Here is a 25,109-nt window from a genome sequence, read left to right as displayed (position 1 = left end):
AGTGCAGATCGCCCCGTCTGGCGACGGGGGCGGTGCTCACTCGGAGTCGTCTTCGATGCGGAACATGTGTCTCATCCCTCTCACGATCCATACTACAAAGGTTCGAACGATACGTAAACCCGCGATCCCGCTGGAAGGTTCTCCAGCCTCACGGGCTGCCTCTGACGATCACCCGAAGCGAGATCCACCTTCCTCAGCAGCTTCTGGGGACCGGACCCGATCGACTGGTAGATGGACACCCTGAGGTCCCTCTTCAAGCTGTTCGTCACCATGACCCTGACCTCGTCCCAATGCTTGGAGACGTTGAACTTGTAGCTTCCGGGGTCCGGTCTCACCGGGCCCATCCTGTCGGCCGCAGGCACGGGCGGGCCGTCGTAGAGTAGCTGCCAGCCCCTGAAACGCGTCCGGAACTCACGGGCGGCAGACGGCTCGATCGTGAGCGGCCGCGGATCCGAATCAAACCGCTCGCTGGAGCCCAAATCGCCTCCCGGATGGAGAAGCTCGTCGTCTGTGGCGTTGCGCCATTCTCCGTCGGATGCACGGGTCAGAGTTGCGGAATAGGACGGATAGACCGTCATCGCCACCGGGCGTGATGGAATCGCATCGGAGGCAATCCTCAGCCGCCAGTCGTAGACTGCGCTTTCGTCGGACAGGTAGTTCGCGATGAGCCAGTTCCTCATGACGTCGATCTCGACCAGTCCCTCCGTCGTATCGTGGTCGACGACGTCGATGGCCACCTCCATGGATTGGCAGTCCGCGCTGATCCTCCTGAGCTCGTCCCGCAGGAACGACGACTCGCCGCTGCGTAGCTGCTTGGCGTTGAAGAGCAGGTCCAGCCGGTCGTCCAGGCCGCGGTTCCGATCGGCTTCGCGCCGCTGTACGATCAGCAGGCCGAAGCCGAGCAGCGAGAAGAAGATCAGGTTCTCGACGAGGGACGCGAACACGTTGGCCGCCGCGGTCGCCCAGAAGTCTCCACCCGCCCCGGCAGCGCCATCGGCGTAGAAGCCGAGAAGCGCCGCGAGGCCACTCAGCGCCAGAAAGCACCAGAGGACCGAGCGATAGTCCTTCCAGACGGTGGCGACGACGGCGCCGATGGACCGCCGCTGGATCACGGCGACGATCGCGCACACCGCGGTCAGGATCAGCAGCAGATATCCCGCAGCGACGGTCTGGGAGACGCCGATCAGCGGCAGAGTGGAATTCGTGGCTTCGGCGACCGCGTTGTGCATGGACTATCCCTGCCGCGTCGTGACGCGTCTCGGCAAGCCGTCATCTACGGTCGATGCCGAAAGCGTGACATGGCCGCTCGATCCGCTGCATTTGAATGACCCGTCTCATGCCTGGGTGGCGGACGAAATACTGCGACGAAGCTCGAGGGTTCGATCGCTCGTGCGGATCGTCTGGGTGCCCGGAGCTGAATGGGGGGGCGTGTACCCAACACTTCATCTTCTCCCAGGTCTAGGCGTGCGCAGCAGATGAATGTCGCCTTCTTCCATCCTCCCGTGGCGGACCATGGCGGCCAGCCGCTGCGTCGGCAGTCGCGATCTGCAGCCGATCGGTCTCATCTGACAGGAGGTGGATCAGGCTATGCTCTCGCGGTGCTGCGGTCTCGCGCGAAGACGCGCTGGACGACACCGAGCGTGACAGATTTGTCACGTAAGCCTGCATACTTTCAGCTGTAATCATCACCTAATGAACAAACTTGATTTTTCGTTCATTGTTGGTATCGCATAGCCGGAGGCTCAAGATGATCCAGACGCAAGACGATTCCATGTTGGTTCGGACGCCGACGAGCTCTGCGGACCAAGAGCGTGGACGGGCCGGGTTCTTCTCCGCGCGGACGGTCGTGACGGATGGGAACACATTCGTGGCCGCTTTCGCGGCGGCCGTTTCGGTCGGCGAAGCGGATGTCCGGGATCTGCTGCGTTCCCGGGTCGGAGCCTCCGACGCTGAAATCCATGTCGAAGAGGGATTCGACGACAGGGATCCATTCGTTCTGACCATGATCCCCGCGGCGATCCTCGAGGAGATGGTCCGGGTCGGCGCCGCCCCCACGCATGTGGCTCACCGGGGCTATCGCATGTTCACCGAGCGCCGTTTCACCGTCTGACGTGGATCCGCCCACGTGACGGCCTGGGTGCAGCATTTTCGCCGGTCAGACTCCCCACCACCATTCCAGAGAGACGAAGGAGGACGGGCGATGTCCGGTTCGCACGCCGGAGCGCCGCGCGCTCCGGAATTTCATATCGACTCGAGGCATCGTGAGGTGCTGGCGGCATGCGGAGGTCCCGAGGTCGCCGCCGCCGCTCTCGATGGCCATCCCGACTTCCGCGTGCTTCGTCGACTGGTCCCGGATCGTCCTCGTCGATCGTTCGGCGGCAGCGGAGCCGCCGCGACGTGGCACGGGCTCGCGTTGGACGTGGAGACCGAAGGGCTCGATCCGCACCGCCATGGCGTCATCGAGCTCGCCATGCAGCGCTTCGTCGCGGACGAAGACGGGCGCATTCTGCAGGTTGGTCGGTCGAGGAGATGGCTCGAGGATCCTGGCAGGCCTCTGGCGCCGGAGATCACCCGTCTCACGGGCATCTCGGATCTGGACGTCGCCGGCAGGTCGATCTGCGATGCGGAGGCGACCAGCGTCATGATGGACGTCGACTTCGTGGTCGCCCACAACGCGAGGTTCGACCTTCCCTTCTGCGAACGCCGTCTGCCCGATGCCGCGGGACGCCCCTGGATCTGTACGCTCGCGGAGGTCGACTGGCGATCGATGGGCTTCGAGGGGCGATCGCTGCCCAATCTGCTGATGCAGGCGGGGGTGTTCTACAGCGCGCACAGCGCGGCCACTGATGTCGCCGCCCTCATCCGCCTGCTCGAGCACGTCCTGCCGACTGGGCGATCCGTGCTGGACGTGGCTTTGAGCTCCGCGCGGCGTTCGTCCTGGCGGATCGAGGCCTCTGACGCCCCGTTCTCGGCACGGGAGAAGCTGAAGGAGCGCGGGTACGGGTGGAACGCCACGCGACGCTCGTGGTGGCGTGACGTCCCGTACGACGCTCGCGAACTCGAAGTGGAGTGGGCGTGCTCCGAAGTCTACCGCGGACGCGGCGCACCCACTTGCCGCGCTATCGACTGGACCAACAGGCACGCCGGTTCCTAACCCTGCGGGCGGCGCTAGGCGGGAAGCATCCGGCCGGGACGCGCATCGTGGCGACAATTGATCCGTTCGGACGTCGCGATCCGTCCCGGAGACGCCGTGATGTTTCTGCCGCTGACGACTACCGCTCTCGCTTCCATCCGTCCGAAGATGGATTTCGGCAGCATGCGACTGGTTCGGAATGGAATGCAGGGAGCAGCTAGGCGGCCATAGTGGATCTGTTGGGGCGACATCAGGTCCACCGCGTCTCGTCGGGACCCTCGTCGCGATACCCGCCTCCTCACCATGTGATGGTGGACAAAAGGGTCGGCTTCCAGTCGAACACGTGGAAACGCGTGCCCCGCTTCAGACGCCTTCGCTGGGACGGGCTTGCGTACATCGCGTACGGCGATGAGGAGGCATCGAAGCGACGTTGAGTCAGGAGAAGTTCGCCAAGCGCATCATCGCCGACGAACAGACCGCCGTCCACATGGCAACCTGACAGATCACGCGAGAGTTCGTGCCGATCACGCTGCCATTGAGGCATCCGAGAAAGACACCGCGGGTGAAGGCTCCAAACGGTGGTCGCCGTCAACTACGGCGTCACCGACCGTCGTGCTGGAGAGACGGTCACCGAGCGCCTGCAGCCTTCCTCCACGGGTTGATGCCATGTGCCCTCCCGATGGAACGGGCCGGGTGGGCGCAGGTGCAGATCGGTCGCGATGCGGGGGAGCAAGGCTGCATCGGATGGGTGGACGGAGCTCCCTACACTAGAGTGGAGCCATCCGGTTCGGGTCGGTTTCGCCTTGAGAGGTTCCTGGCCCACTGGGGAAGCCATGGGTCAGCTCGCGCAGGCTATACGCGGACGATGGCGGTTCGATATAGCATCGCGTCACGCTCCGATCAGCTTCGTCTTGCGACGCGGTGATCATGATGCCGCAAGGGCACCTATCGACGCGAGGGCCAATGCCGCCACGACCACCGCGACCAGTCTCATCCGATGGGTGGTCGCCAGTCGTAGCACGGCCAGGGAGGCCCCCAGCGTCGCGCCGGCCAGCACGATGACGAGAAACCTGATCGCAAGACGTTCACCTGCAGATGTCCCTTCGTCAGACGGACGGGATTCACGATGATGGACTATTCGCCTCTTCTCACTGCGCTGCTCGCTCTCGCCACGGCACTCATCGCCTACACAGGAGTGATACAGAAGGAGCGCGAACATGGAAGGCTGCGGCCTTTGTTCTCGGTTCGCGTGACGCATATGTCCGATGGCGGCTTCGGGTTCACCGTCACCAACGAAGGCGGCCAGCCGGCGCTCGGCGTTCGCATCGAAGGCTGCGGGCATCCAGTGCGTTTGGACGTCATGAAGGTCGGAGAGCATGTCGACCTGCGTTCGGAGAGCGGGTCCGAAAGCACGCTGACCATCCACTACCGTGGACTGTCTGCTCCCAAGCGCATTGCCGTCCGTCGCTTCGCGCAGGCTCCGACCGGTGACATCGAGTACGTCGGCGGTCACGATCAGGCTTGCGGACTGCTCAACCGCTTGCGGGTGATATACTGATAGCGGCATGGAGCATACCGGCGCGGAAGAGGTCGCCAGCAGGGCGACGGCGCAGAAGTTGATCCTTGCCTTCAGCCACTTCCACGTCGCCACGCCGCGTTGTTCGATCGGGTGGTTCGCGATCGGATCTTGTACTGGCATGACTTGTTCCTCCAACGGATCTGGTACCTCCACATTTCGACTGACGGCCGCCCGTCATCTCCTGCACCTCCATCCCTTCTGGGCCGGTCCTATGGCTCGTCTCGGATCACTCGACCAAGAGGCCCCTCCTCCCAGGCGTCGCGAGGCTCGCACGATCGTGAGGCAGCATCTTCAAGCATATGGCCACTTGGTTCGGGCGGGCGGGCTCGCACATGCACGGTCCTCCATCGCGACGTGCGACGGCGCGTTCTTCGCAAGGCTCGCGTACGATCGGCCTCACCGACGTTTCCCTATGCGGGTCACGACCGCAGCCGACAGCAGGCCGGCGAAGTCGGCAAGCAGGTACCGCGCGGCGGCGGCGCACATCGCCTCGTCCAAGCCCCCATCGCCTCCGGCTACCCCCCATCGACGCACCAGCCACCAGACGTCCGCCCTTCCCGCCGTGATCACCGAACGGATCCGACGAAAGGATGTGAACGTCCGAATATCGAAGAACCGTAGTTCGACGGCGGACTCGCCTTCGAAGCGGCGCTCCTTACGCGCTGCAAGGTAGGGCTGCACGGCCGCTTCGGCGTGGATGGACGCGATCTCGATCGCTTCCATCGTGAACTGGTCCTCCAGCCGCCAATCGAGGAAGGGGCGTGCCCAGATCGGAGACGATCCGTATCGCGCGGCAGGGCCCAGATCCCGCTTCGGTCCATGAGGACCGGACCCGGCAGGATGCCAGTGATGACCATCGCGGCCACCGCCCAACGGTCTGTTCACGCTTCTCCACCCTTTGGATCGGCTTCCTCGCCGTACAGCCTTCCCTCCTCGACGACGTAGACGCCGTTCCCTTCGCGACGGTTGGACGCGTAGAAGCCGCACGCCCGCTTCCACGCGATCACCGCCAACGCCGCATTGAGCGCGTTGAGTTCGCAGGTCTGGATGTTCGTGGCGTAGACTCCACCAGGGTGCCCGACGGTGGGGATGCGGCTGACCGTCGACTGATCGCCCGGTTCGACGAGTGTAGTCCTGACCGCGCCGCCGACGCCGCGATCAGTCGCATGGAGACCCATGCCGACATCGACGAAGGGTATCCCGCGTTCGGCGAGACGTCGCAGGATGGGAGGCTTCGCTTCGGCATCGTCAATGCAGAGGAAGACGAAGTCCAGGGGATCGAGGAGCGGAAGCGTCCCCGGCTCCATCCGCACCGCGTGCGAAAAGACGTGCCGGTGGATGCTGCGATAGACCGATGCGTAGTGGTCGGCCTTCCGGCACCGGCTACGGAGGTCGTCGATCGTCGCGGCACCGGGTGCGCGGAAGGCCGAGTGCTGCTCGAACACGTCATCGTCGAAGAGGTGGATCGCGTCCACCGCGCACTTGCTCACGAGGTCGAGCACGTAAGAGCCGGTACCACCGAGACCGATGATGCCGATGCTCTGACCCTTGACGGCGGCGTTGACCGCGCCGAGCGCCGCTCGCGACGAAGCCGTGTCCGCATAGGCGAAGGGACCGACGTCCGTCGCCATTGGCAAGGGTCTCCTTCGCGTGCATGCGGTGGCCCTCGGGTCCAGGGCGGCGGCGGGTGCGCCGAGGAGTGCCACGTAGGTCGCCACGAACTCGAGATGGTCGCGGAACTCGCGGCCACGTATCCGCCCGCAGAGCATCATAGCCGGCGGCATGCCTGCGACGCACGCGCGGGCGACGTGCTGGATGGAGACCCCCTTCAGCGGGCCGCCGTCGGCCTCCTTCGGCGCGCTGCCGGTCCACCACGCCTGGTGCTCGCGGGGCGCGACGACGCGACCGCCCTGCATGGCGAGGGGGACGAGCAGGTCTGCGCGGCCGACACTGCCCGCCGCCCGCACGTACGGGACGTGCGAGATGACCAGCGTGCCGTCGAGGAGGGCCACCGAATAGCCCTCCTCGGTCAGCCGGCGGACCTCGTGATCAGGACTTGTCACAGACGCTGACGCTGAAGGTCTGCCCGCTGAGCACTCGGGTCGTCCGGCCGCTCGCGAGGAGCCCGTGGCGGGCGCCCTCGGGTCCATTGTCGTAGGCGACGGTCAGAGCGCTGTCGCCCCCCACGCCGAGTGCGGGAAACGCGAGGCGGGCGAGTTCGCCGCACCCGATCTCGTCGCCCACGAAGGCGTGCTCGCGTCCGTTGACCACGATCGTCTTCCGGGCGCCACCGTTCGTGTCGGCGACCGTCAACGAACGGCCGGGAGCCGTGTCGGTGCTGTCGTGTTCGGTGCTGTAGTTCATGTCTGCTTCCTTGCTTGAGACGAGGATTGTCATCTTCGCGCATCCGAGGCGGAGCCCGAGCACGTTGCCGGTGGAGACATTCGCTCATGGAAGATCATCGGTGCCGAGATGGCGGGAGAGCGCCCACTTCGCTGCGCTGACGAGGTCACCGAAGGCGGAATGGTGGGGCCAGGGCTTTTTGACCTCCAGCAAAGCGGCATGCACGTCGGCCACTGCTTCGGGATCCGTCACCATCGAGGCGGCGCACACTTCGATCGCGACGTCCAGCACGCGAAGATCGCTGACGTCGCGGGTCGCTTCGAGGCGGAACATGGCGCCCCAGGCCTGGATGAGCGTTTCGAGCCGCGGTGGAAGGACGGCCTCGATTACGGGCGGCTCGTCCTGGTTCCGCACTCCGCCGTGGGGGAACCGCCGGCCCCGCACCTCGACGACCCACGAGACTTGGCTCAGGTCGAGGATCGTCTGCTGATCCCGATCGATCCACCGCGAGTTGACGCGAGGGTCGATCATCGACTCGAGGGTACGTTCGGTTTCGTCGGAGATCGGCTTGTCGACGTCGAGCTCGAGCACGATGAGCGGGTTGGCGCAGCGGGCGGAAGCCATGGCGACGACCGGCAGCAGCGGGATCCTCCGCTCGACGTCCTGGCCGGCGGAGGGCTCGTTGCGGAAGTCGGCACCTACCGGCACCCGGAAGAGCGGGACGCCGGCGTTGCGCGCGATCCAGTGGGCCACGAAGCCCTTGCCGACGCCGTTCTGACCGAGGAGCGCGAGCGGCGGCTGGTGGTAGCCGTCGAAGCCACTCAACGAACGGCGCCGACATGCCTCCGCGACGAACTGCCTCAGCCCGGGGACGTGATCGATCCCCAATGCGGAGGGCATCCCGGATGGGGCGAGCCTGTGGCCCCCACCGAACAGGGCCAGCGGGCGATCGAGGCCGAGCGGTACGCCGTGATCGCCCATGGGATGTGCCACCATCATGGATGGGTACTCCGCGATCATCAGCTGCTGCGCATCGGCGATGCTCGGCCCCATCGGAGCGACGACCATCAGAGTTCTCCCCGCCAGAAGCGGAGGGGGCGGCGACCGCCGGAGCCGAGGCCCTGCTTCTTCACTGACTGCTCCGTGACGAGCATCTCGCGCAGCAGCTTGCGTTCGAGATCGAGGCGGGAGCCGTCCCGCATGAACTCGGCGAACTCCTCGAAGCGTTCGCTCTGCCAGCCGAGCCAGTCCCAGAAGCGGTCGCGCTCCCAGGATTCTTCGAAGCTGATGGACCAGACAGGTTCCGCCTCGTTGCTACCGCGCTCGAGGGTGAGGAGGTAGGTGCCCTTCTTCTCTCGGAAGTAGACGGAGATGCTGGTCTCGGCCTCCTGCTCCTCCTCCAGTCGGACGCGTTCCTTCTCAAGCTCGCGTGCGACGCGCTCGCGTTCCTGGTTACGCTGCCAGATGAACTCCTCGACCATGCCGGTCGTAGCCTGGGTCACCCACTCCGGACCGAAGACCAGGGCGCCGACGCTCCAATAGGAGAATTTGTCCTCGCGAGAGCTCAGTGCCTCATGCGTATCGGCAGCCTGCTCCAGGCTATCATATGAGCTGCGCCAGGCCTCGACCTCAACGACGGACTCGCCACCGCACTCGATGGCGCGGATCAGGCGGACGACGTCGCCGACGAGGTCGAGACGCACGACTACCTCGGGTCGAATACCATCAGTTTGCGGCCAAGCCTCTCGATTGGCAGTCTCAGCGCTCGCGGCACATGTTTCAACGACTGACTTTCGCATCATGAGCTCCTTTGCGAGCCCGAGATGGAGTAGGGTCAGTGGCGTGTGCTAGGCTGCTTCGAAGCCAAAAGGATTGTCAGCACGGCCTCTGCTTATTGGCAGAGGACAAAAATCTGGATGCCCCGTGAGGATTCGAACCTCAATTAACGGAGTCAGAGTCCGTGGTCTTACCTTTAGACGACGGGGCATCGAACAGGGGCGTGCCTCTAGGCGGGCGAATCACTGGTGTCAACCGATTTCCGCATCGCGGGCGGCGGTGCGTCTTGTCGTGGCGGTGCCGACTCGCTACCTTGATGTTCAAGCACCGGCGAACGCTCATGTTCGTGACGGATAGAACAGAATAAAGCGAGATACGGCGATGGGGGATGTTCCCACCCGAAGGCCGTACCGGCAGGCCAAGCCCCCTGCCCGTCCGGCACCCCCCCGGCCCCAGCGTGGCCGGTGGTCCGATGCGCAGGCCTATGCCGCGCTCGACTTGGGTACCAACAATTGCCGCCTGCTAATCGCGCGGCCGCAGGGCGGCGGCTTTGCGGTCGTCGACGCCTTTTCGCGAATCGTCCGGCTGGGCGAGGGGCTGGCGACGACGGGCCGCCTGTCCGACGCCGCGATCGACCGCACCATCGCCGCGCTGCGCGTGTGCGCCGACAAGCTGAAGCGCCGCAACGTCACGCTGTCGCGCGCTGTCGCGACCGAGGCGTGCCGCCGCGCCGCCAACGGCCCCGCCTTCATCGCGCGCGCGCTGGCCGAGACGGGCATCCATCTCGACATCATCTCGGCCGAGGAAGAGGCGCGGCTGGCCGTGCTGGGCTGTCATGCGCTGATCGAACCGGGCGAAGACCCCGCACTGATCTTCGACATCGGCGGCGGCTCGACCGAGCTGGTCCTGGTCGACACCCATGGCCCCAGCCCGCGCATCCTCGACTGGCATTCGGCGCCCTGGGGCGTCGTCTCGCTGACCGAGAGCGCGGGCGGCGGCGAGGGCGAGGCGGGGCGGCTGGCCGCCTATGCGCGGATGCGCGGGATCGTCGCGGACAGCTTCGCCGACTTTGCCGCGCGCCTGCCCAGGAACCTGAAGCGCCCCCGGCTGCTCGGCACCAGCGGCACGGTGACGACTTTGGGCAGCGTCCATCTGGGGCTCAGCCATTACGACCGCGCCGCCGTGGACGGGCTGATCGTGCCGACGTCCGCAATGCGCGCGATCAGTGCCGACCTGTCGCGCAAGAGCCTGGCCGCGCGCGGCAAGGTGGCGTGTATCGGCCCCGAACGCGCCGATCTGGTGGTGGCGGGCTGCGCCATCCTGGAGACGATATTGGACCTCTGGCCCGCCGAGCGGCTAGGGATCGCCGACCGTGGGATTCGCGAGGGAATCCTGCGCCGTTTGATGGGAATCGCCAGACCGTGAGCAGAGGCAATTCAGGGCTGCACCAGCGCGTGCGCACCGCCCGGAACCGCACCGCCCAATCCACCCGTTGGCTGGAGCGCCAGCTGAACGACCCCTATGTCCGCCGCGCCAAGGCGGAGGGGTATCGCAGCCGGGCCGCGTACAAGCTGATCGAGCTGGACGAACGCTTCGGCTTCCTGCGCGGCAAGAAGCGGATCATCGATCTCGGCATCGCGCCGGGCGGCTGGAGCCAGGTGGTCCGGCGCAAGCTGCCCAACGCCAGCGTGGTCGGCATCGACCTGTTGCCCGTCGACCCGATCGACGGCGTCACCATCTTCGAGATGGACTTCATGGACGACGCCGCGCCCGATCGCCTGATGGAAGCGCTGGGCGGCGCGCCCGACCTCGTCATGTCCGATATGGCGGCCAACACCGTCGGCCACCCGCAGACCGACGCGCTGCGCACCATGGGGCTGGTCGAGACGGCCTTCGCCTTCGCCTGCGACGTGCTGTCGCCGGGCGGGGTGTTCGTCTCGAAGGTCTTTGCGGGCGGCGCCGATTCGCAGCTGGTCGCCGAGATGAAACGCCACTTCACCACCGTGAAACACGCCAAGCCGCCGTCGAGCCGCAAGGGTTCGGTCGAATGGTTCGTCGTGGCTCAGGGGTTCAAGGGGCGGAAGGCTGCGGTGGTGGATGATTCGGAGGGGTAAGGACGGGACGGTGAGCTCCGAAACGCCACCGTCAGATCAGGTGCGATGGACCATTATACTTGCCACGTCATCGGCAGACAGCACTCGTTTAGGAATAAAGTTGAATAAGGCATCACTCTGAAGAAGTATGATAGCATTTCGATTCTCAGCTATCCGAATGAAATCACTCCAAGCGAATTTTGAAGAGCCCTTTTCAGATTGGAACGATACGCCCCCATCGCCCCACTGAAGCGCTACTTCGTTATGCAGATTTTTCTGCTGCGCGAATATACGTCGGGTACGCCGAGGAAGAAGTACATAATTTATTGACAAAAAGATGCCCAGGAAAAAGGTCCATAATAGAACGCCGCCGAGAAAGGCAATAACCTTGGCTCCCGCCGGCTCATTCCAAGCAAACCCGACTGACATCAAGCCGAATATGAAACCGCCAACTGCGTAGCTTCTCAACATGCGACGCGTTCGCAATGACGCCCAAAAATAGGCGCGGTTTGCAGCAATCAGATCACTGACCATCGGCTGAAATGTTACTGACGGCATTCCCGATTATCGCCCTCAATTCGCGTAATGTAACGTCTACTATCCAATCAAAGCAGACAGCCGATTTACCACTGCCTGTGCCCTCCGTTCAGCCTGAGCGAAGTCGAAGGCCACGGGATGACGCGCGTGGCATGGGTTCGGGGCGTTCACTTCGACTTCGCTCAGTGCGAACGGATGTAGGGGGCCAACCACCGCTCCCCTCACAACAACGCGTTCACCGCCTCCATGAAGCGCATCAGGCTGATCGGCTTGGACACGTAGGAATCCGCCCCCGCCGCGCGGATACGGTCCTCGTCGTCGCGCCCCGCATAGGCGGTCACCGCCATCACCGGGATGCGCCGCAGCTCCTCGTCGGCCTTCAGCTCCAGGATCAGCTCGTATCCGGTCACATGCGGCATCTGGATGTCCATGATGATGAGGTCGGGCTGAACCTCCCGCGCGCGCGCCACCGCTTCGCGCCCATCGCGCACCGGCTCGGCGATGAAGCCGTGCACGCGCAGCAGGTCGCAGAAGAGTTTCAGATTGAGTTCGTTGTCCTCGACAACGAGCACCTTTCTTGTCACGCGGTCTCCACCATTACGACGGACACGATAGGCAATGCCCGGACCGGATACAATCGAAGCCAATATGGCCCTGGCGTTACAGGCGCTCGTGTGGACGCTGCAAAGCCCTTCGCGCGCTGAAAGGCTGCTCGCGCTGACCGGCCTGTCGGTCGAGGAGCTGCGCGGCGGGGCGGGAGAGCCGGGCGTGCTGGCGGCGATCCTGTCGTTTCTGGAGGGGCATGAGGCGGACCTGATCGCTTGTGCCGAGGATTTGGACGTTCGACCCGAGGCGCTGGTTGCCGCCCGCCGGACGTTGGAGACCGCATGAAGCCCTTATTGATCTGCGATTGCGACGAAGTGCTCGTTCACATGGTCCGCCATTTCCGCACCTGGCTGGACGAGGCGCACGACATGGACTTCGCGCTGGATCGGCATGATTTCTTCGGCGCACTGACCCGGCGGAACGGTGGCCCGGAGTTGAGCCACACCGAGGCCTGGGACCTGCTGCACGGCTTCTTCCCCGGCCAGATGGACCGCCAGACGCTGGTGCCCCATGCCGCCGAGGCGCTGGCGGCGCTGGGCGCCCAGGCCGACATCGTCATCCTGACCAATCTGGTCGAGGAATGCCGCACCGCGCGCATCGAGCAGCTGGCACGATTCGGCATCCATCACCGGGTCCAGTGCAATTCGGGCGGCAAGGGCGAACCGGTCGCGCGACTCGTGGCCGAGCATGGCAACCCCGTCACCGTCTTCGTCGACGACCTGGCGCAGCATCACGCCTCGGTCGCCGAACATGCACCGCAGGTCCACCGGCTGCACATGGTATCCGAGCCGGAGATGGCCCCGCACGTTCCGCCCGCTCGGCACGCCCATGCGCGGATCGACGACTGGCGACAGGCAAAGGACTGGATCGGGGCGCGCTTCGCCGAGGGACAGCCTGCCGCCACCTGATCCGATAGCTTGACGGAATCGGGGCGAGCGCGCCATGTCTCGCCCCATGACCACCCATATCGATCGCGCGCTCGAGCAGCTCGGCCTCACCCTGCCGGAGGCTGCCGCCCCCGTCGCCGCCTATGTCCCCGTCGTCGAGGCGGGCGGGCTTCTCCACATTTCGGGCCAGCTGCCCTTTATCGACGGCCAGCTCGTCACCGGGCGGTTGGGCGACGGCGTCTCGCTGGAAGACGGGCAGAAGGCGGCGCAGGCGTGCGGCTTGATGCTGGTCGCCCAGATCAAGAAGTATCTCGGCGGCGACCTGACCCGCGTGAAGCGGATCGTGAAGCTGGGCGTGTTCGTGAACTCTGCCGGTGACTTCACCGATCAGCCCAAGGTCGCCAATGGCGCGTCGGAGCTGATGGTGTCGCTGTTCGGCGAAGCGGGGCGTCATGCCCGCTCGGCGGTCGGCGTGCCGGTGCTGCCGCTGGGTGCGGCGGTCGAGGTGGATGCGATCGTTCAGTTGGGGTGATTTTCTGGGCGGGTCGCTCGCGGCCCTGCCCTCCCCCACCCCCTCCCGCCTGCGGGAGGGCGTGTTGTTTGACTGACGTGGGACTCCAGCATGAGCCTCTGGCCGCTCCCCTCCCGCAGGCGGGAGGGGATGGGGGAGGGCCCGCTTCCACAAGCGAGCACCTCGCGAACCGCCCGCCCCTTGTCCCACCCCACCCCACACCGCATATCCCACCGCGATGACCACCGCCGTCGCGCGTATCCTGTCCGGCGTCGCCGCCCTGTCCCCCGACCAGTGGGACGCCTGCGCGGGCACGGCCAATCCGTTCGTCTCGCACGCCTTCCTGACCGCGCTGGAGGAGTCGCACAGCGTCGGCGGCCGCTCCGGCTGGACGCCCGCCCCCATCGTTATCGACGGCCCGGACGGACAACCCGCCGCGATCGCGCCCGCCTATCTCAAGGCGCATAGCCAGGGCGAATATGTGTTCGACCATGGCTGGGCCGATGCCTGGGAGCGTGCAGGGGGACGCTATTACCCCAAGCTCCAGATCGCCGCGCCCTTCTCACCCGTGCCTGGCCCCCGGCTGCTGCTGCGCGACCTCGCGCTCGCGCCCGCGCTGATCGCGGCAATCGAGGCGGTGACCGACCAGAACGAGCTGTCCTCCGCGCACGTCACCTTCGTCGCGGCCGATCAGCTGCCGCATTTCGAGGCGGCGGGCTGGCTGATCCGCGAGGGCGTGCAATTCCACTGGCGCAATGACGGCTATCGCAGCTTTGACGATTTCCTGGACGCGCTCGCCAGCCGCAAGCGCAAGGCGATCCGCAAGGAACGCGCGGCCGCCGTCGCGGGGCTGACCATCCGCCACCTGACCGGCGACCAGATCCGCCCCGAGCATTGGGATGCCTTCTGGGTCTTCTATCAGGATACGGGCAGCCGCAAATGGGGCCAGCCCTATCTGACGCGCGCCGCCTTCGACCGGATCAGTGAGTGGCTGGGCGACAAGGTGCTGCTGATCCTCGCCGAACGCGACGGCGTGCCGATCGCGGGGGCGCTCAACCTGATCGGCGAAGACACGCTCTATGGCCGCTATTGGGGCGCGGTCGAGGAGGTGCCCTTCCTCCATTTCGAGCTATGCTATTATCAGGCGATCGACGCGGCCATCGCACGCGGGCTGTCGACGGTCGAGGCGGGCGCGCAGGGCGAACACAAGCTAGCGCGCGGCTATGTCCCCGTGCCGACCTGGTCCGCACATTACATCCCCCACCCCGCCTTCCGCCGCGCGGTCGCCGAGTTCGTCACGCGCGAGCGGCAGGCGATCGAAGCGGAAAGTGAGTATCTCGGCGAGCTGACCCCGTTCCGCCGGGGTTAGCGTCTCCGCTCAGTCGTCCCGGGCTCAGTCGTCCTGGTCGGCCGTCGCCTTGCGCCGGGCGGGGGCGCGCTTGTCTTCCTCGGGCGAGGGGCGGCTGAGCAGTTCATAAGCCGCCGGGTCGATGATCGGGCGGCGATCGTCGATCCGATAGAGCACGCTGTCGCCCTCGCGCCAAATCGGCGTCAGCCCGCGTGTCAACGCCTCGTCATAGCGCGGCGCATGAACCAGCCAGACATAGTCGAACGCATCGCGCGGCAGCAGCTTCAACGCGGTGTCGACCGGCCGCCACCATTGCCCGCGACAGCGCCGCTGGGTCACGATCTCGGACGGGTCATGCGCGAACCGCTTGGCGGGGGCATAGCGCACCGTCAGCAGCTGCCCGCCCGCCATCGACCACTGGTCGTTGGCATAGGCCAGCTTGCGCTCCAGCGCGAGGCCCGCGACATGCTCCAGCCGGCTCGACGGCCAGACATCGGCGCAATATTGGCGGCCGACAAAGGTCAGCAGGCGCGCGCGCGGCGGCACATGATCGAGCGCGCTCAGCACCCGGTCATAGTCGTTGCTGTACATCACATAGCTGACCGTGGTCGCCGCGATCCGCACGCCGAAGAACGTCAGCCCCACCACCGCCAGCGTCGAGGCGCCGCGCAGCGACAGCCCGCGCCGGGGCCTGAGCGCGATCAGCGCGATGGCGAGAACATAGGGGGCGAGGCGCATATCGGCATAGGCCGAGCCGAACACGACGCGCGGCAGCAGCAGATAGACGACGAACAGGAACGCCGCCGACAGCACCAGATTGCGCGAATATTCGACCCGCTCGTCGCGCACGCCCTTGAGCAGGACGAGGAACAACACCGTGACCGAGGCGAGGTCGAACGCCATCCAGCGATCGCGCAGCACCATCGTCACCCAGTTGATCTTCCAGCGCCAGTTGAACCAGTCGCCGGTCTTGCCGGTCACGTCCGCGCCCGAGCGCCACAGCACCATCAGCACCATGGGCAGCGCCAGCGGGATACAGCCCAGCCCGGCATGGAAGGCCGACTCGGCCCAACCCTTGATCCCATGCGCGCCCTTGGCCCGCCGAATGTCATGCTGGCGGATCAGCTCTGCCGAAAAGGCCAGCACGCCCAGCACGCCCCAGCCAAAGGTGTGCGCGACCCACAGGATGCAGGACAACGGCACGAAGACGATCGCGCGCAGCCGCACCGCATGCAGCCGCCCCATGCGCAGCCACAACGCGAACAGGTTCAGCGCCAGCGCCATCGCCAGCGCGAAGTTTACGAATCCGAACTGGAACGGATAGCTATAGGCCAGCGGCAGCGCGAACAGCGCGGTCGCCGGGATACGCCCCTGCACCTCCCGCGCGATCCACAACAGGCCGGTGACGGTCAGCACCGGAATGGCGATGACGATCAGCTTGACCGCCAGCTCCAGCCCGAAGATCGGCGCCAGCGGCTCGATCAGCAGGTCGATGCCCAGATTGCCGATCATCTGCCATTCGAAGCGATACCACTGCGCCAGCCAGGGCTGGTTCGCATATTCGAGCTGGACGCGATACCGCCCCATATGCCCCGGCAGGTCGACCAGCGGCGGCACGGTGGGCCAGAGCAGCGGCACGGCGGCGAGCAGCGCCATCGCCGCCACGAACCACCGCGTCTGCCACCAGTTGAGCTTTCCCCCATTCATGCCGATCGGCCTAGCGGATCGAAGGGGGCTTGGACAAGCATCGGTCGCCACGAACACGACGGACAGCGGAATCGGCTGCGCATCAACCGTTCCTCAATCGGTCGGTCGTACCGCACAGCCATGGACGAGACGCCCGCCACGCGACTGCCGCACCCCCATTCCATCATGCCCTCGCCGGTGATCTGGGTCTTTGGCAGCCTGATCGTGATGATGCTGTTCCTAGGCGACTGGCAGGCATCCGATCACGGGATCATCGGACGTACGGACCTGTGGGGTCGCGATTTCGCCAATGTCTGGACAGGCGGCAAGCTGGCGCTGAACGGACGGCTCGACATTCTGTACGATGTCGATCGCTACCGCGCTTTCGAGCATGGACTGTACGGCACGATCGGCAACCATAATTACTCCTATCCGCCGATCGCGCTGTTCCTCGACATTCCCTTTGCGCTGATGCCGTACGGCGTGGCGCTGATGCTGTGGCTGGTCGGGACGGGCGTGCTGTTCGCGCTGGCGGCGCGGCCGTGGTTGCCGGAGGGGCGTTCGTCCTGGCTGATACTGCTGACCCCGGCGGCGTTGATGAACATCTGGGCGGGGCATTACGGATTTCTGATGGGCGCGCTGTTCCTGGCGGGCTGGCACTGGCTGCCGGATCGGCCGCGCTGGGCGGGGGTCTGTTTCGGGTTGATGGCGCTCAAGCCGCATGTCGCGGTGCTGGTGCCCATTATCCTGCTGCTGCGCGGCGACTGGCGCACCATCGCGACGGCGGCGCTGACCGTCGGCCTGCTCGTGCTGTTCAGCGCGCTCGCCTTCGGGCCGGAGCTGTGGGTCCAGTATCTGACCGTCACCTCGGGCGTGCAGGCACGGATGATCAATCCGGGCCAGGAATTTTACGGGCTGATGTCGACCTCGCTGGCCAGCGCCCTGCTGCGCCAGCATGTGCCTGCCGCCATCGCCTATGGGCTTCAGGGGACCGCCATGATCGGGGTCGCCTTCGGCATAACGATCGCGACAGTACGCGGGGCATCGCCCGCCGTGCTGGCGCTGCTGGCCGCGACGGGGACGTTCGCGCTGCTCCCCTATGCGTTCAACTACGACCTGACGGTCGTTATGCTGGCTGCGCTGGTCGCCTATGGCCGCATCGATGCCTCACCAATGGAAAAGGCGGTCGCCTTGACCGCCTTTCTGATCCCGCAATGGGGGATGGTGGCCAGTGCGATCGGCGTGCCCTTGACGCCGATCGCACTGATCGCACTCTTTGCCGTCGAACTGCGCCGACAGGTCAGTCGCGGTCGCGACGTCCCAGCAGGCGCAGGCGCAGCGCGTTCAGCTTGATGAAGCCCGCCGCGTCGCGCTGGTCATAGGCGCCCTGATCGTCCTCGAAGGTGACGACCTTTTCCGAATAGAGCGAATAGGGCGACTTGCGGCCCGTGACGTTGCAGCTGCCCTTGTACAGCTTCAGGCGGACGGTGCCCGTCACCTTCTCCTGGCTGTAGTTGACGGCGGCCTGCAGCATCTCGCGCTCCGGCGAGAACCAGAAGCCATTATAGACCAGCTCGGCATAGCGCGGTGCCAGTTCGTCCTTCAGATGCGCGGCACCCCGGTCGAGCGTGATCTGCTCGATACCCCGGTGCGCCAGCGCATAGATGGTGCCGCCCGGCGTCTCGTACATGCCGCGGCTCTTCATGCCGACGAAGCGGTTCTCGACCAGGTCGAGGCGGCCGATGCCATGCTTGCGGCCCAGTTCGTTGAGCTTGGTCAGCAGCGTGGCGGGCGAGCACGCCTCGCCGTTCAGCGCGACGCCGTCGCCCCGCTCGAAATCGATGGTAATCGTCTCGGGCTGGTCGGGCGCGTCTTCCGGATTGACGGTGCGCGAATAGACGTAATCTGGGACCTCATCCCACGGGTCCTCCAGCACCTTGCCCTCGGACGAGGTGTGCAGCAGGTTCGCGTCGGTCGAGAAGGGCGCCTCGCCGCGCTTGTCCTTCGACACCGGAATCTGGTGGGCCTCGGCGAATTCGATCAGCTTGGTGCGGCTGGTCAGGTCCCATTCGCGCCAGGGCGCGATGACCTTGATGTCGGGGTTCAGCGCATAATAGCCCAGTTCGAAGCGGACCTGGTCGTTGCCCTTGCCGGTCGCGCCGTGGCTGACCGCGTCGGCACCCACCATCTTGGCGATCTCGATCTGGCGCTTGGCGATCAGCGGCCGCGCGATCGAGGTGCCGAGCAGGTACAGCCCCTCGTACAGCGCATTGGCGCGCATCATCGGGAAGACGTAATCCTTGACGAACTCCTCGCGCAGATCGTCGATGAAGATATGTTCGGGCTTCACGCCCGCCATCTCCGCCTTCTTGCGCGCGGGCTCCAGCTCTTCGCCCTGGCCCAGATCGGCGGTGAAGGTCACGACCTCGCAGCCATAATGCTGCTGCAGCCACTTGAGGATGACGCTGGTGTCGAGGCCGCCCGAATAGGCGAGGACGACGCGCTTGATATCTTCGCTCACGGCAAAGTCCTTCGAGGATAGGGGATGGATTTGCCTCGCGCCCTATGCGCTGCGGCGTTCCCACGCAACCTTCGCTTGGCCTCGTTCATTGCGCGGACAGGCAAAGGCCGTCAGGAGCGGCCGCGAAGTTCCGTATTGGAGTCCCGTGCATGACCCGTTTCCTCGTCGCCGGTCTGATCGCCGCCACGCTGGCCACCCCTGCCCTGGCGCAGGACACCCGCGCATCCGCCGCCGCCAAATTCTCCCGCGAGTTCAAGGCGCGTGACACCAATCACGACGGCGTGCTGACCAAGGCCGAGGTAAAGGCCGCGATCATGAAGATGGGCAATGGCAAGAAGCAGATCGACGCCGTCCATGCCCAGCGCCTGACCGACCTGTGGTTCGACAAGGCCGATGCCAACAAGGACGGCAAGGTGACCGAGGCCGAAGCCCAGGCGCTGCTGTCGCGCACCTTCGACGAATATGAGGCCGCCAAGGCGGCGCAGGCGCAACAGGCGGGACCGAAAGGGCGGTAAGCCCTCCCCGCCTTCGTCCCACCTACCCCAACATCCGTTCAGCCTGAGCGAAGTCGAAGGCCACGCCCCGCCCTATCGGCGAGCGATCCCCGTGCACTTCGACTTCGCTCAGTGCGAACGGATGTTGGGATTCCGCCCTCCCATACACAAAAAAGGCCCGGTGCGTTGCCGCACCGGGCTTAGGTCGTCCGCAGGAGGAACGTCGTGGGGTGCGGGGGTTCTTGGCGCCCCCGCTCCCGATCAGTTGTAGGCGCGCTCGCCGTGCTCGCCGAGGTCGAGGCCTTCCTGCTCGACTTCCTTCGAGACGCGCAGGCCGGTCAGGGCCTTGGCGACATACATGGCGATGACGGTGCCGATGGCGGCCCAGACGATCGTGGTGGCGACCGCGCCCAGCTGCACCAGCAGCTTCGAGCTCATGACATAGTCTGCCGCACCCGGACCGCCCAGCGAGGGGGCATAGACCACCGCGGTCCCGATCGCGCCGATCATGCCGCCGATGCCATGGACACCGAAGGCGTCGAGCGCATCGTCATAGCCGAGCTTGGGCTTCAGGACCGAGACCGCATAGAAGCAGATCACGCTGGCGATGGCGCCCAGCACGATCGCACCGAACGGACCCGAGTTACCAGCGGCCGGAGTGACCGCGACCAGACCCGCCACGATGCCCGAGCAGAAGCCCAGCGCCGAACCCTTATGCCCCGCCAGACGCTCGGCGAGCATCCAGGACAGGCCGCCGCTCGCGGTCGCGACGAAGGTGTTGATCATCGCCAGACCCGCTGAGCCATTGGCCTCCAGCGCCGAGCCGGCGTTGAACCCGAACCAGCCCACCCAGAGCAGGCCGGTGCCCACGCCGGTCAGCGTCAGCGAATGCGGAGGCATCGGCGTGGTCGGATAACCCATGCGCTTGCCCAGGATAAGTGCTGCGACCAGCGCCGAGACACCGGCGTTGATGTGCACCACCGTACCACCGGCGAAGTCGAGGGCGCCCGCCTTGAAAAACAGGCCCGACGATGCCCACACCATATGCGCGATCGGGAAATACACGATGGTCAGCCACACCGCGGTAAAGGCCATGACCGCCGAAAACTTCATCCGCTCGACCACCGAACCCAGGACCAGCGCGGCGGTGATCGCGGCGAAGGTCATCTGGAAACAGATGAAGACATATTCGGGAATCTCGACGCCCGCCGTGAAGGTCGCCGCCTGGCTGGCGGGCGTGACGCCCTTCAGGAACGCCTTGCCCAGCCCGGAGATGAAGTTGGACGCGCCCCCCGACACGTCCGGCCCGAAGGCCAGGCTATAGCCGTACATCACCCAGATCAGCATCGCGAGGCAGGCCGCCGCGCCGATCTGCGTCATGGTGGACAGCATGTTCTTGGCGCGGGTCAGACCGCCATAGAACAGCGCCAGGCCCGGCAGGATCATCATCATGACCAGCACGGTCGAGGTGAGCATCCAGGCGGTATCGCCCTTGTTCACCGTCGCGGCGGGCGCGGCGGTGGCGGGCGATTGGAGCGCGGCGGCGTCCTGTGCCCAGGCGGGCAGCGCGACGAACAGCGTCAGGCCGAGGCCTGCGGCGCCGCTCGCCATCTTGGTGATGTGCTTCATCGAAATCCCCCCTTGCTCAGAGCGCCGATTCGTCGGTTTCGCCGGTGCGGATGCGCACGGCCTGGCCGACATCGAGCATGAAGATCTTGCCGTCACCGATCGCGCCGGTGTTCGCGGCGGCCTGGATCGATTCGACGACGCGGTCGGCGATCTCGGACGCGCAAACGACCTCGATCTTGATCTTGGGCACCATGTTGGTGCTGTATTCGGCCCCGCGATAGATTTCGGTCTGGCCCTTCTGCCGCCCGAAACCCTTCACCTCGGTCACCGTCATGCCCGCCACGCCCAAAGTGGTCAGCGCCTCGCGCACCTCGTCGAGCTTGAACGGCTTGATGATAGCGATGATCAGCTTCACCTGTGCCCCCTTTGCGTTTCCCGACGACTGGCTTCGCAAGGGGTGTGCCAATTTACCTTTTCGTTACTTTTCCGGGCAAACTCGACTGGGAGCGTGCCGGAAGCCCCACGATCGAACATCAAAAATTCAGCATACCACCGCCTGTGCCCAAATTTTGGGCAGAGAATGGAGCAAAAGCGGTCCCCCTCCTGTTGGCGTTCCAGGCAGAGCCACGGAGGAGCGGATCATGGCGGACCTATCCGGCGACCCGCTGGCCACCGGCATCGCCGATACGCTGGTGTGTCTCGCCGTCTGGATGGCGAGCGGTGCGGAGACGGTCGCGGGCATGATCGTCGCGGTAACCGCGCCGGTCACGCTGTTCGTCGCCGCCGGTTCCCAACATTCGGTCGCCAACATGGCGCTGCTGCGGCTTGGTTGGGCACTTGATCCGGCAGGCGTGCCGCTCGCGGGCATCGTTCATAATCTGGCGTTGTCGACGCTGGGCAACCTAATCGGGGGCGGCGCGATCGTGCTGTTGCTCGGCGCAGTGCATGGGGCGTTGAAGCATCGCTGATCCTCCCCGGCCCCGGGGAGGGGGACCGCCGCAAAGGGATGATGGAGGGGGGACGCTGCATAGGGCATCCCGCGCCGAAGCCCCCCTCCGTCAGCGCTTCGCGCTGCCACCTCCCCATGCTGGGGAGGATTGTCTACGCCGCCAGCGCCGTCCCGCCGACCGTCAGCCCCTCGACCAGCAGCGTCGGCTGGCCCACGCCCGCGGGTACGCTCTGCCCGCCCTTGCCGCAGACGCCGACGCCCTCGTCCAGCGCGAAGTCGTTGCCGATGCCCTTGACCCGCGTCAGCACGCTCGGCCCGTCGCCGATCAGCGTCGCCCCCTTGATCGGCGCGCCGAGCTTCCCGTTCTCGATCCGGTACGCCTCGGTGCAGGAAAAGACGAACTTGCCCGACACGATATCAACCTGACCGCCGCCGAAGGACTTGGCGAAGATGCCGTTCTTCACCCGCGACAGGAGCTCGGCGGGATCGTCCTGCCCGCCCTTCATGAAGGTGTTGGTCATGCGCGGCATCGGCGCATGGGCGAAGCTCTCGCGGCGGCCATTGCCGGTCGGCGCGACGCCCATCAGCCGCGCGTTGAGCCGGTCCTGCATATAACCCTTCAGGATGCCGTCCTCGATCAGCACGACCTCGCGCGTCGGCGTGCCCTCGTCATCGATCGACAGCGAACCGCGCCGGTCGGCCAGGCTGCCGTCATCGACCACGGTGACGCCGGGGGCCGCGACCCGCTCGCCGATGCGCCCCGAGAATGCCGAGGTGCCCTTGCGATTGAAGTCACCCTCCAGCCCGTGCCCGATCGCCTCGTGCAGCAGCACGCCCGGCCAGCCCGGCCCGAGCAGCACGGTCATCTCGCCCGCCGGTGCGGCGACCGAGTCAAGATTGACCAAAGCCTGGGCGAGCGCGACATCGATGCCGCGCTCCCAGGTCTCGCGCGCGATCAGCCGGTCGTACAGGTAACGCCCGCCGATACCGAAGCTGCCCGTCTCGCGCCGCCCATTCTGCTCGACCACGACCGAAATGTTGAGCCGTACCAGCGGCCGCACATCGGTGGCGACGAAGCCGTCGGCCCGGACGATCTCGACCACGCTCCAGCTGCCCGACAAGCCGACCGACACCTGCACCACGCGCGGATCGCGCGCACGGGCGGCGGCATCAATGGTCTGGCAGAGCGAAACCTTCTCGACGAAGGGGATCAGGTCGAGCGGATCGGTCGCGGTATAGAGATGCCGGTTCGTCCCCTGCGGCGGGGGCGCGGCGGCGCCCTTGGCGGGGTCGATCAGCGCCATGGTCTGCGCGGCGCGCTGGATCGCGGCCTCGGACAGCTCGTTGGCATGGGCGAAGGCGGTCATCTCGCCCGACACCGCGCGCAGGCCGAAGCCGGAGTGGGTGTCGTAGCTGGCCGTCTTCAGCCGCCCGTCGTCGAAGCCGAACGCTTCGGAGCGCTTATATTGGAGATAGAGTTCGCCATCGTCCGCGCGGGACAGGGCGTTGGCGGTGAGGCGTAGCGCCGCGTCGGGGTCCAGCGTGTCGCGGTACAGGAACGAGCGGGGATCGGTGGCGGTCATCCAAGGGGATATAGGATGCCCAGCCGAGGTTTGAAATCGCCCGACGGTATTTCCTTCTTCTCCCCTCCCGCAGGCGGGAGGGGTCGGGGGAGGGCATGGGGTCTCACCGAGACCAACGCTTGCGGCAAAACCCTCCCCATCCCCTCCCGTTTACGGGAGGGGCGTGAGTCTCATTCGCGTTGGGGTTTAGCGCCCGGCGCCGTCGCCGTGATCCGGGAGGGTCGCCTGATCCGCGCCGTCCGCCGGGCCACCGATCAGCACGAAGCGGCGATCGCAATAGCCGCAATCGACATAGCCGGTCTCGTCGATCTGCAACCACACCCGCGGATGGCCAAGGGCGGCACCGCCGGGAATGTCGGTGGCACCGTCGCAAGCGACGCGGGTCTGGGTGACGCGGGTGGTTTCGGGCGGCGGCAACATAGGCTCGCGCGATAGCAAGGCGTGGCCTCGCGTGCAATTACCCAAAGAGGGGCAAAACCGGCTTGGCCTGTCCCCCGCACGGGCCTATCGCTACCCCCATGACCGCATCCACCGAAGCCGCCATTTCGATCCAGGGCATCGCCAAGACCTATCAGGGCGGCAAGCGCGCGCTCGACGGAGTCAGCTTCGATGTGCCGCGCGGCCAGATCTTCGGGCTGCTGGGCCCCAATGGCGCGGGCAAGTCGACGCTGATCAACATCCTGGCCGGGCTGGTGATGAAGACCGAAGGGTCGGCGTCGATCTGGGGCTTCGACATCGACCAGCATCCGCGCAACGCCAAGGCGTCGATCGGCATCGTCAATCAGGAAATCCTGTTCGACCCCTTCTTCACGCCGCTGGAGACGCTGGAAATCCAGGGCGGGCTGTACGGCGTGCCCAAGGCGCAGCGGCGCTCGATGGAATTGCTGCGCGCGGTCCATCTGGAGGACAAGGCGAACGCCTATTCGCGCACTTTGTCGGGCGGCATGAAGCGCCGCCTGATGGTCGCCAAGGCGATGGTCCATTCGCCGCCCGTGCTGGTGCTCGACGAACCGACCGCGGGCGTCGATATCGAGCTTCGCCAGCAGCTCTGGGCCTATGTCCGCCAGCTGAACGACCGGGGCGTGACGGTGGTGTTGACCACGCATTACCTCGAAGAGGCCGAGGAGCTGTGCGACCGGATCGCGATCATCAACCATGGCCGCTTGGTCGCCAACGAACCGACCCGCGAACTGGTCGGCAAGGCGCAGGAAAAGGTCGTCGCGGTGACGGTCGACCGCGACGTCGCGGCGGTGCCCGACCATGCCAGCTTCGGCAAGATCGTGCTGAAGGGCACGCGCACGCTGGAAATCACCTATGCCAAGGACAAGGTGAATGCGGGGCAGGTTCTCGCGGCGGTGCAGGCGGACGGATATGGGATCGTCGACGTCTCGACCAAGGAAGCCGATCTGGAAGACGTGTTCCTGTCGCTCACGCGGAGTGTGAGCGTCTGACGATCAGTTCCTCCCCGGTACGGGGAGGTGGCAGGCCACAGGC

28 protein-coding genes and 1 tRNA gene are annotated in these 25,109 nt (G+C 65.8%); 12 read left to right on the top strand and 17 right to left on the bottom strand.

From position 1 onward, the window contains the following. Positions 1 to 92: 92 nt before the first annotated feature. Complete coding sequence (locus tag KV697_RS13340; protein ID WP_219018601.1) at positions 93 to 1,229, bottom strand: hypothetical protein; 1,137 nt, start codon at positions 1,227 to 1,229, stop codon at positions 93 to 95. Positions 1,230 to 1,747: 518 nt separating this feature from the next. On the opposite strand from KV697_RS13340, the gene KV697_RS13335 reads away from it, so the two are divergent. Next, positions 1,748 to 2,110: a hypothetical protein gene (locus KV697_RS13335; protein WP_219018600.1), complete on the top strand. Its 363-nt coding sequence runs from the start codon at positions 1,748 to 1,750 to the stop codon at positions 2,108 to 2,110. A 90-nt stretch (positions 2,111 to 2,200) separates the two neighbouring features. Next, positions 2,201 to 3,154, top strand: a complete 954-nt coding sequence (locus KV697_RS13330; RefSeq protein WP_219018599.1) for a 3'-5' exonuclease — start codon at positions 2,201 to 2,203, stop codon at positions 3,152 to 3,154. Between the two features lie 277 nt (positions 3,155 to 3,431). Here KV697_RS13330 and KV697_RS13325 read toward each other — a convergent pair whose 3' ends face one another. The 8 genes from KV697_RS13325 to KV697_RS13290 form a co-directional block, all read right to left on the bottom strand. Further along, on the bottom strand, positions 3,432 to 3,620 hold the full coding sequence (locus KV697_RS13325) for a hypothetical protein (RefSeq protein ID WP_219018598.1): 189 nt from the start codon (positions 3,618 to 3,620) through the stop codon (positions 3,432 to 3,434). A gap of 438 nt (positions 3,621 to 4,058) precedes the next feature. Further along, positions 4,059 to 4,832 (bottom strand): hypothetical protein, encoded by a 774-nt coding sequence (locus KV697_RS13320; RefSeq protein WP_219018597.1) that lies wholly within the window; start codon positions 4,830 to 4,832, stop codon positions 4,059 to 4,061. 276 nt (positions 4,833 to 5,108) lie between these two features. Next, a complete protein-coding gene (locus KV697_RS13315) occupies positions 5,109 to 5,435 on the bottom strand; it encodes a hypothetical protein (protein WP_219018596.1) in 327 nt (108 codons plus the stop codon). 158 nt (positions 5,436 to 5,593) lie between these two features. Next, entirely contained in the window at positions 5,594 to 6,724 is a 1,131-nt protein-coding gene (locus tag KV697_RS13310) for a DUF6791 domain-containing protein (protein ID WP_219018595.1), read from the bottom strand. Positions 6,725 to 6,761: 37 nt separating this feature from the next. Next, entirely contained in the window at positions 6,762 to 7,076 is a 315-nt protein-coding gene (locus KV697_RS13305; protein ID WP_219018594.1) for a hypothetical protein, read from the bottom strand. Positions 7,077 to 7,160: 84 nt separating this feature from the next. Next, positions 7,161 to 8,123, bottom strand: a complete 963-nt coding sequence (locus KV697_RS13300) for a hypothetical protein (protein ID WP_219018593.1) — start codon at positions 8,121 to 8,123, stop codon at positions 7,161 to 7,163. After that, complete coding sequence (locus KV697_RS13295; protein WP_219018592.1) at positions 8,123 to 8,758, bottom strand: hypothetical protein; 636 nt, start codon at positions 8,756 to 8,758, stop codon at positions 8,123 to 8,125. Before KV697_RS13295 ends, KV697_RS13300 begins: the two co-directional genes overlap by 1 nt. Before the next feature lie 210 nt (positions 8,759 to 8,968). Then, positions 8,969 to 9,042 (bottom strand) — tRNA-Gln (locus KV697_RS13290). Between the two features lie 170 nt (positions 9,043 to 9,212). Here KV697_RS13290 and KV697_RS13285 point away from each other — a divergent pair. Next, positions 9,213 to 10,256: a Ppx/GppA phosphatase family protein gene (locus KV697_RS13285; RefSeq protein ID WP_219018591.1), complete on the top strand. Its 1,044-nt coding sequence runs from the start codon at positions 9,213 to 9,215 to the stop codon at positions 10,254 to 10,256. After that, a complete protein-coding gene (locus tag KV697_RS13280) occupies positions 10,253 to 10,945 on the top strand; it encodes an RlmE family RNA methyltransferase (RefSeq protein WP_219018590.1) in 693 nt (230 codons plus the stop codon). The genes KV697_RS13285 and KV697_RS13280 overlap by 4 nt, the downstream gene beginning before the upstream one ends. A gap of 36 nt (positions 10,946 to 10,981) precedes the next feature. Here the strand turns inward: KV697_RS13280 and KV697_RS13275 are convergent, their stop codons facing one another. Continuing rightward, on the bottom strand, positions 10,982 to 11,458 hold the full coding sequence (locus KV697_RS13275) for a YcxB family protein (protein ID WP_219018589.1): 477 nt from the start codon (positions 11,456 to 11,458) through the stop codon (positions 10,982 to 10,984). A gap of 224 nt (positions 11,459 to 11,682) precedes the next feature. Beyond that, positions 11,683 to 12,045: a response regulator gene (locus KV697_RS13270; protein ID WP_042488334.1), complete on the bottom strand. Its 363-nt coding sequence runs from the start codon at positions 12,043 to 12,045 to the stop codon at positions 11,683 to 11,685. Between the two features lie 64 nt (positions 12,046 to 12,109). Between KV697_RS13270 and KV697_RS13265 the strand changes: the two genes are divergently transcribed. From KV697_RS13265 to KV697_RS13250, 4 genes are all read left to right on the top strand, one after another. Further along, positions 12,110 to 12,352: a DUF3572 family protein gene (locus KV697_RS13265; RefSeq protein WP_219018588.1), complete on the top strand. Its 243-nt coding sequence runs from the start codon at positions 12,110 to 12,112 to the stop codon at positions 12,350 to 12,352. Next, positions 12,349 to 12,975, top strand: a complete 627-nt coding sequence (locus tag KV697_RS13260; protein ID WP_219018587.1) for an HAD family hydrolase — start codon at positions 12,349 to 12,351, stop codon at positions 12,973 to 12,975. The genes KV697_RS13265 and KV697_RS13260 overlap by 4 nt, the downstream gene beginning before the upstream one ends. Before the next feature lie 46 nt (positions 12,976 to 13,021). After that, complete coding sequence (locus KV697_RS13255; protein WP_219018586.1) at positions 13,022 to 13,486, top strand: RidA family protein; 465 nt, start codon at positions 13,022 to 13,024, stop codon at positions 13,484 to 13,486. Between the two features lie 217 nt (positions 13,487 to 13,703). Next, positions 13,704 to 14,834 carry a GNAT family N-acetyltransferase gene (locus KV697_RS13250; RefSeq protein WP_219018585.1) on the top strand — a complete coding sequence of 377 codons (1,131 nt, stop codon included), beginning with the start codon at positions 13,704 to 13,706 and terminating at the stop codon, positions 14,832 to 14,834. Positions 14,835 to 14,858: 24 nt separating this feature from the next. Here KV697_RS13250 and KV697_RS13245 read toward each other — a convergent pair whose 3' ends face one another. After that, the gene (locus KV697_RS13245; protein ID WP_257575329.1) at positions 14,859 to 16,520 is read right to left on the bottom strand and encodes a hypothetical protein; all 1,662 of its coding nucleotides are present in this window, start codon (positions 16,518 to 16,520) and stop codon (positions 14,859 to 14,861) included. 120 nt (positions 16,521 to 16,640) lie between these two features. Here KV697_RS13245 and KV697_RS13240 point away from each other — a divergent pair, with 120 nt between their 5' ends. Further along, on the top strand, positions 16,641 to 17,852 hold the full coding sequence (locus KV697_RS13240; protein WP_219018584.1) for a glycosyltransferase family 87 protein: 1,212 nt from the start codon (positions 16,641 to 16,643) through the stop codon (positions 17,850 to 17,852). Here KV697_RS13240 and KV697_RS13235 read toward each other — a convergent pair. Next, complete coding sequence (locus KV697_RS13235) at positions 17,800 to 19,020, bottom strand: argininosuccinate synthase (RefSeq protein ID WP_219018583.1); 1,221 nt, start codon at positions 19,018 to 19,020, stop codon at positions 17,800 to 17,802. The two genes, KV697_RS13240 and KV697_RS13235, sit on opposite strands and share 53 nt — an antisense overlap. A 149-nt stretch (positions 19,021 to 19,169) precedes the next feature. Between KV697_RS13235 and KV697_RS13230 the strand changes: the two genes are divergently transcribed. After that, positions 19,170 to 19,535 (top strand): EF-hand domain-containing protein, encoded by a 366-nt coding sequence (locus KV697_RS13230; RefSeq protein WP_219018582.1) that lies wholly within the window; start codon positions 19,170 to 19,172, stop codon positions 19,533 to 19,535. 240 nt (positions 19,536 to 19,775) lie between these two features. Here the strand turns inward: KV697_RS13230 and KV697_RS13225 are convergent, their stop codons facing one another. After that, entirely contained in the window at positions 19,776 to 21,143 is a 1,368-nt protein-coding gene (locus tag KV697_RS13225) for an ammonium transporter (RefSeq protein ID WP_219018581.1), read from the bottom strand. A gap of 16 nt (positions 21,144 to 21,159) precedes the next feature. Then, the gene (locus tag KV697_RS13220) at positions 21,160 to 21,498 is read right to left on the bottom strand and encodes a P-II family nitrogen regulator (RefSeq protein ID WP_042488306.1); all 339 of its coding nucleotides are present in this window, start codon (positions 21,496 to 21,498) and stop codon (positions 21,160 to 21,162) included. A gap of 226 nt (positions 21,499 to 21,724) precedes the next feature. Here KV697_RS13220 and KV697_RS20130 point away from each other — a divergent pair, with 226 nt between their 5' ends. Beyond that, on the top strand, positions 21,725 to 22,051 hold the full coding sequence (locus KV697_RS20130) for a formate/nitrite transporter family protein (protein ID WP_257575328.1): 327 nt from the start codon (positions 21,725 to 21,727) through the stop codon (positions 22,049 to 22,051). Positions 22,052 to 22,184: 133 nt separating this feature from the next. Here KV697_RS20130 and tldD read toward each other — a convergent pair whose 3' ends face one another. Continuing rightward, complete coding sequence (gene tldD, locus KV697_RS13210) at positions 22,185 to 23,615, bottom strand: metalloprotease TldD (protein WP_219018579.1); 1,431 nt, start codon at positions 23,613 to 23,615, stop codon at positions 22,185 to 22,187. Between the two features lie 186 nt (positions 23,616 to 23,801). Beyond that, on the bottom strand, positions 23,802 to 24,035 hold the full coding sequence (locus KV697_RS13205) for a zinc-finger domain-containing protein (RefSeq protein WP_219018578.1): 234 nt from the start codon (positions 24,033 to 24,035) through the stop codon (positions 23,802 to 23,804). Positions 24,036 to 24,133: 98 nt separating this feature from the next. Here KV697_RS13205 and KV697_RS13200 point away from each other — a divergent pair, with 98 nt between their 5' ends. Then, positions 24,134 to 25,066, top strand: a complete 933-nt coding sequence (locus tag KV697_RS13200; RefSeq protein ID WP_219018577.1) for an ABC transporter ATP-binding protein — start codon at positions 24,134 to 24,136, stop codon at positions 25,064 to 25,066. The last annotated feature ends 43 nt before the right edge of the window (positions 25,067 to 25,109 follow it).

It is taken from the genome of Sphingomonas sanguinis (assembly GCF_019297835.1).
Lineage (GTDB): Bacteria > Pseudomonadota > Alphaproteobacteria > Sphingomonadales > Sphingomonadaceae > Sphingomonas > Sphingomonas sanguinis_D.
This window is presented reverse-complemented; position numbering and strand designations above follow the sequence as displayed.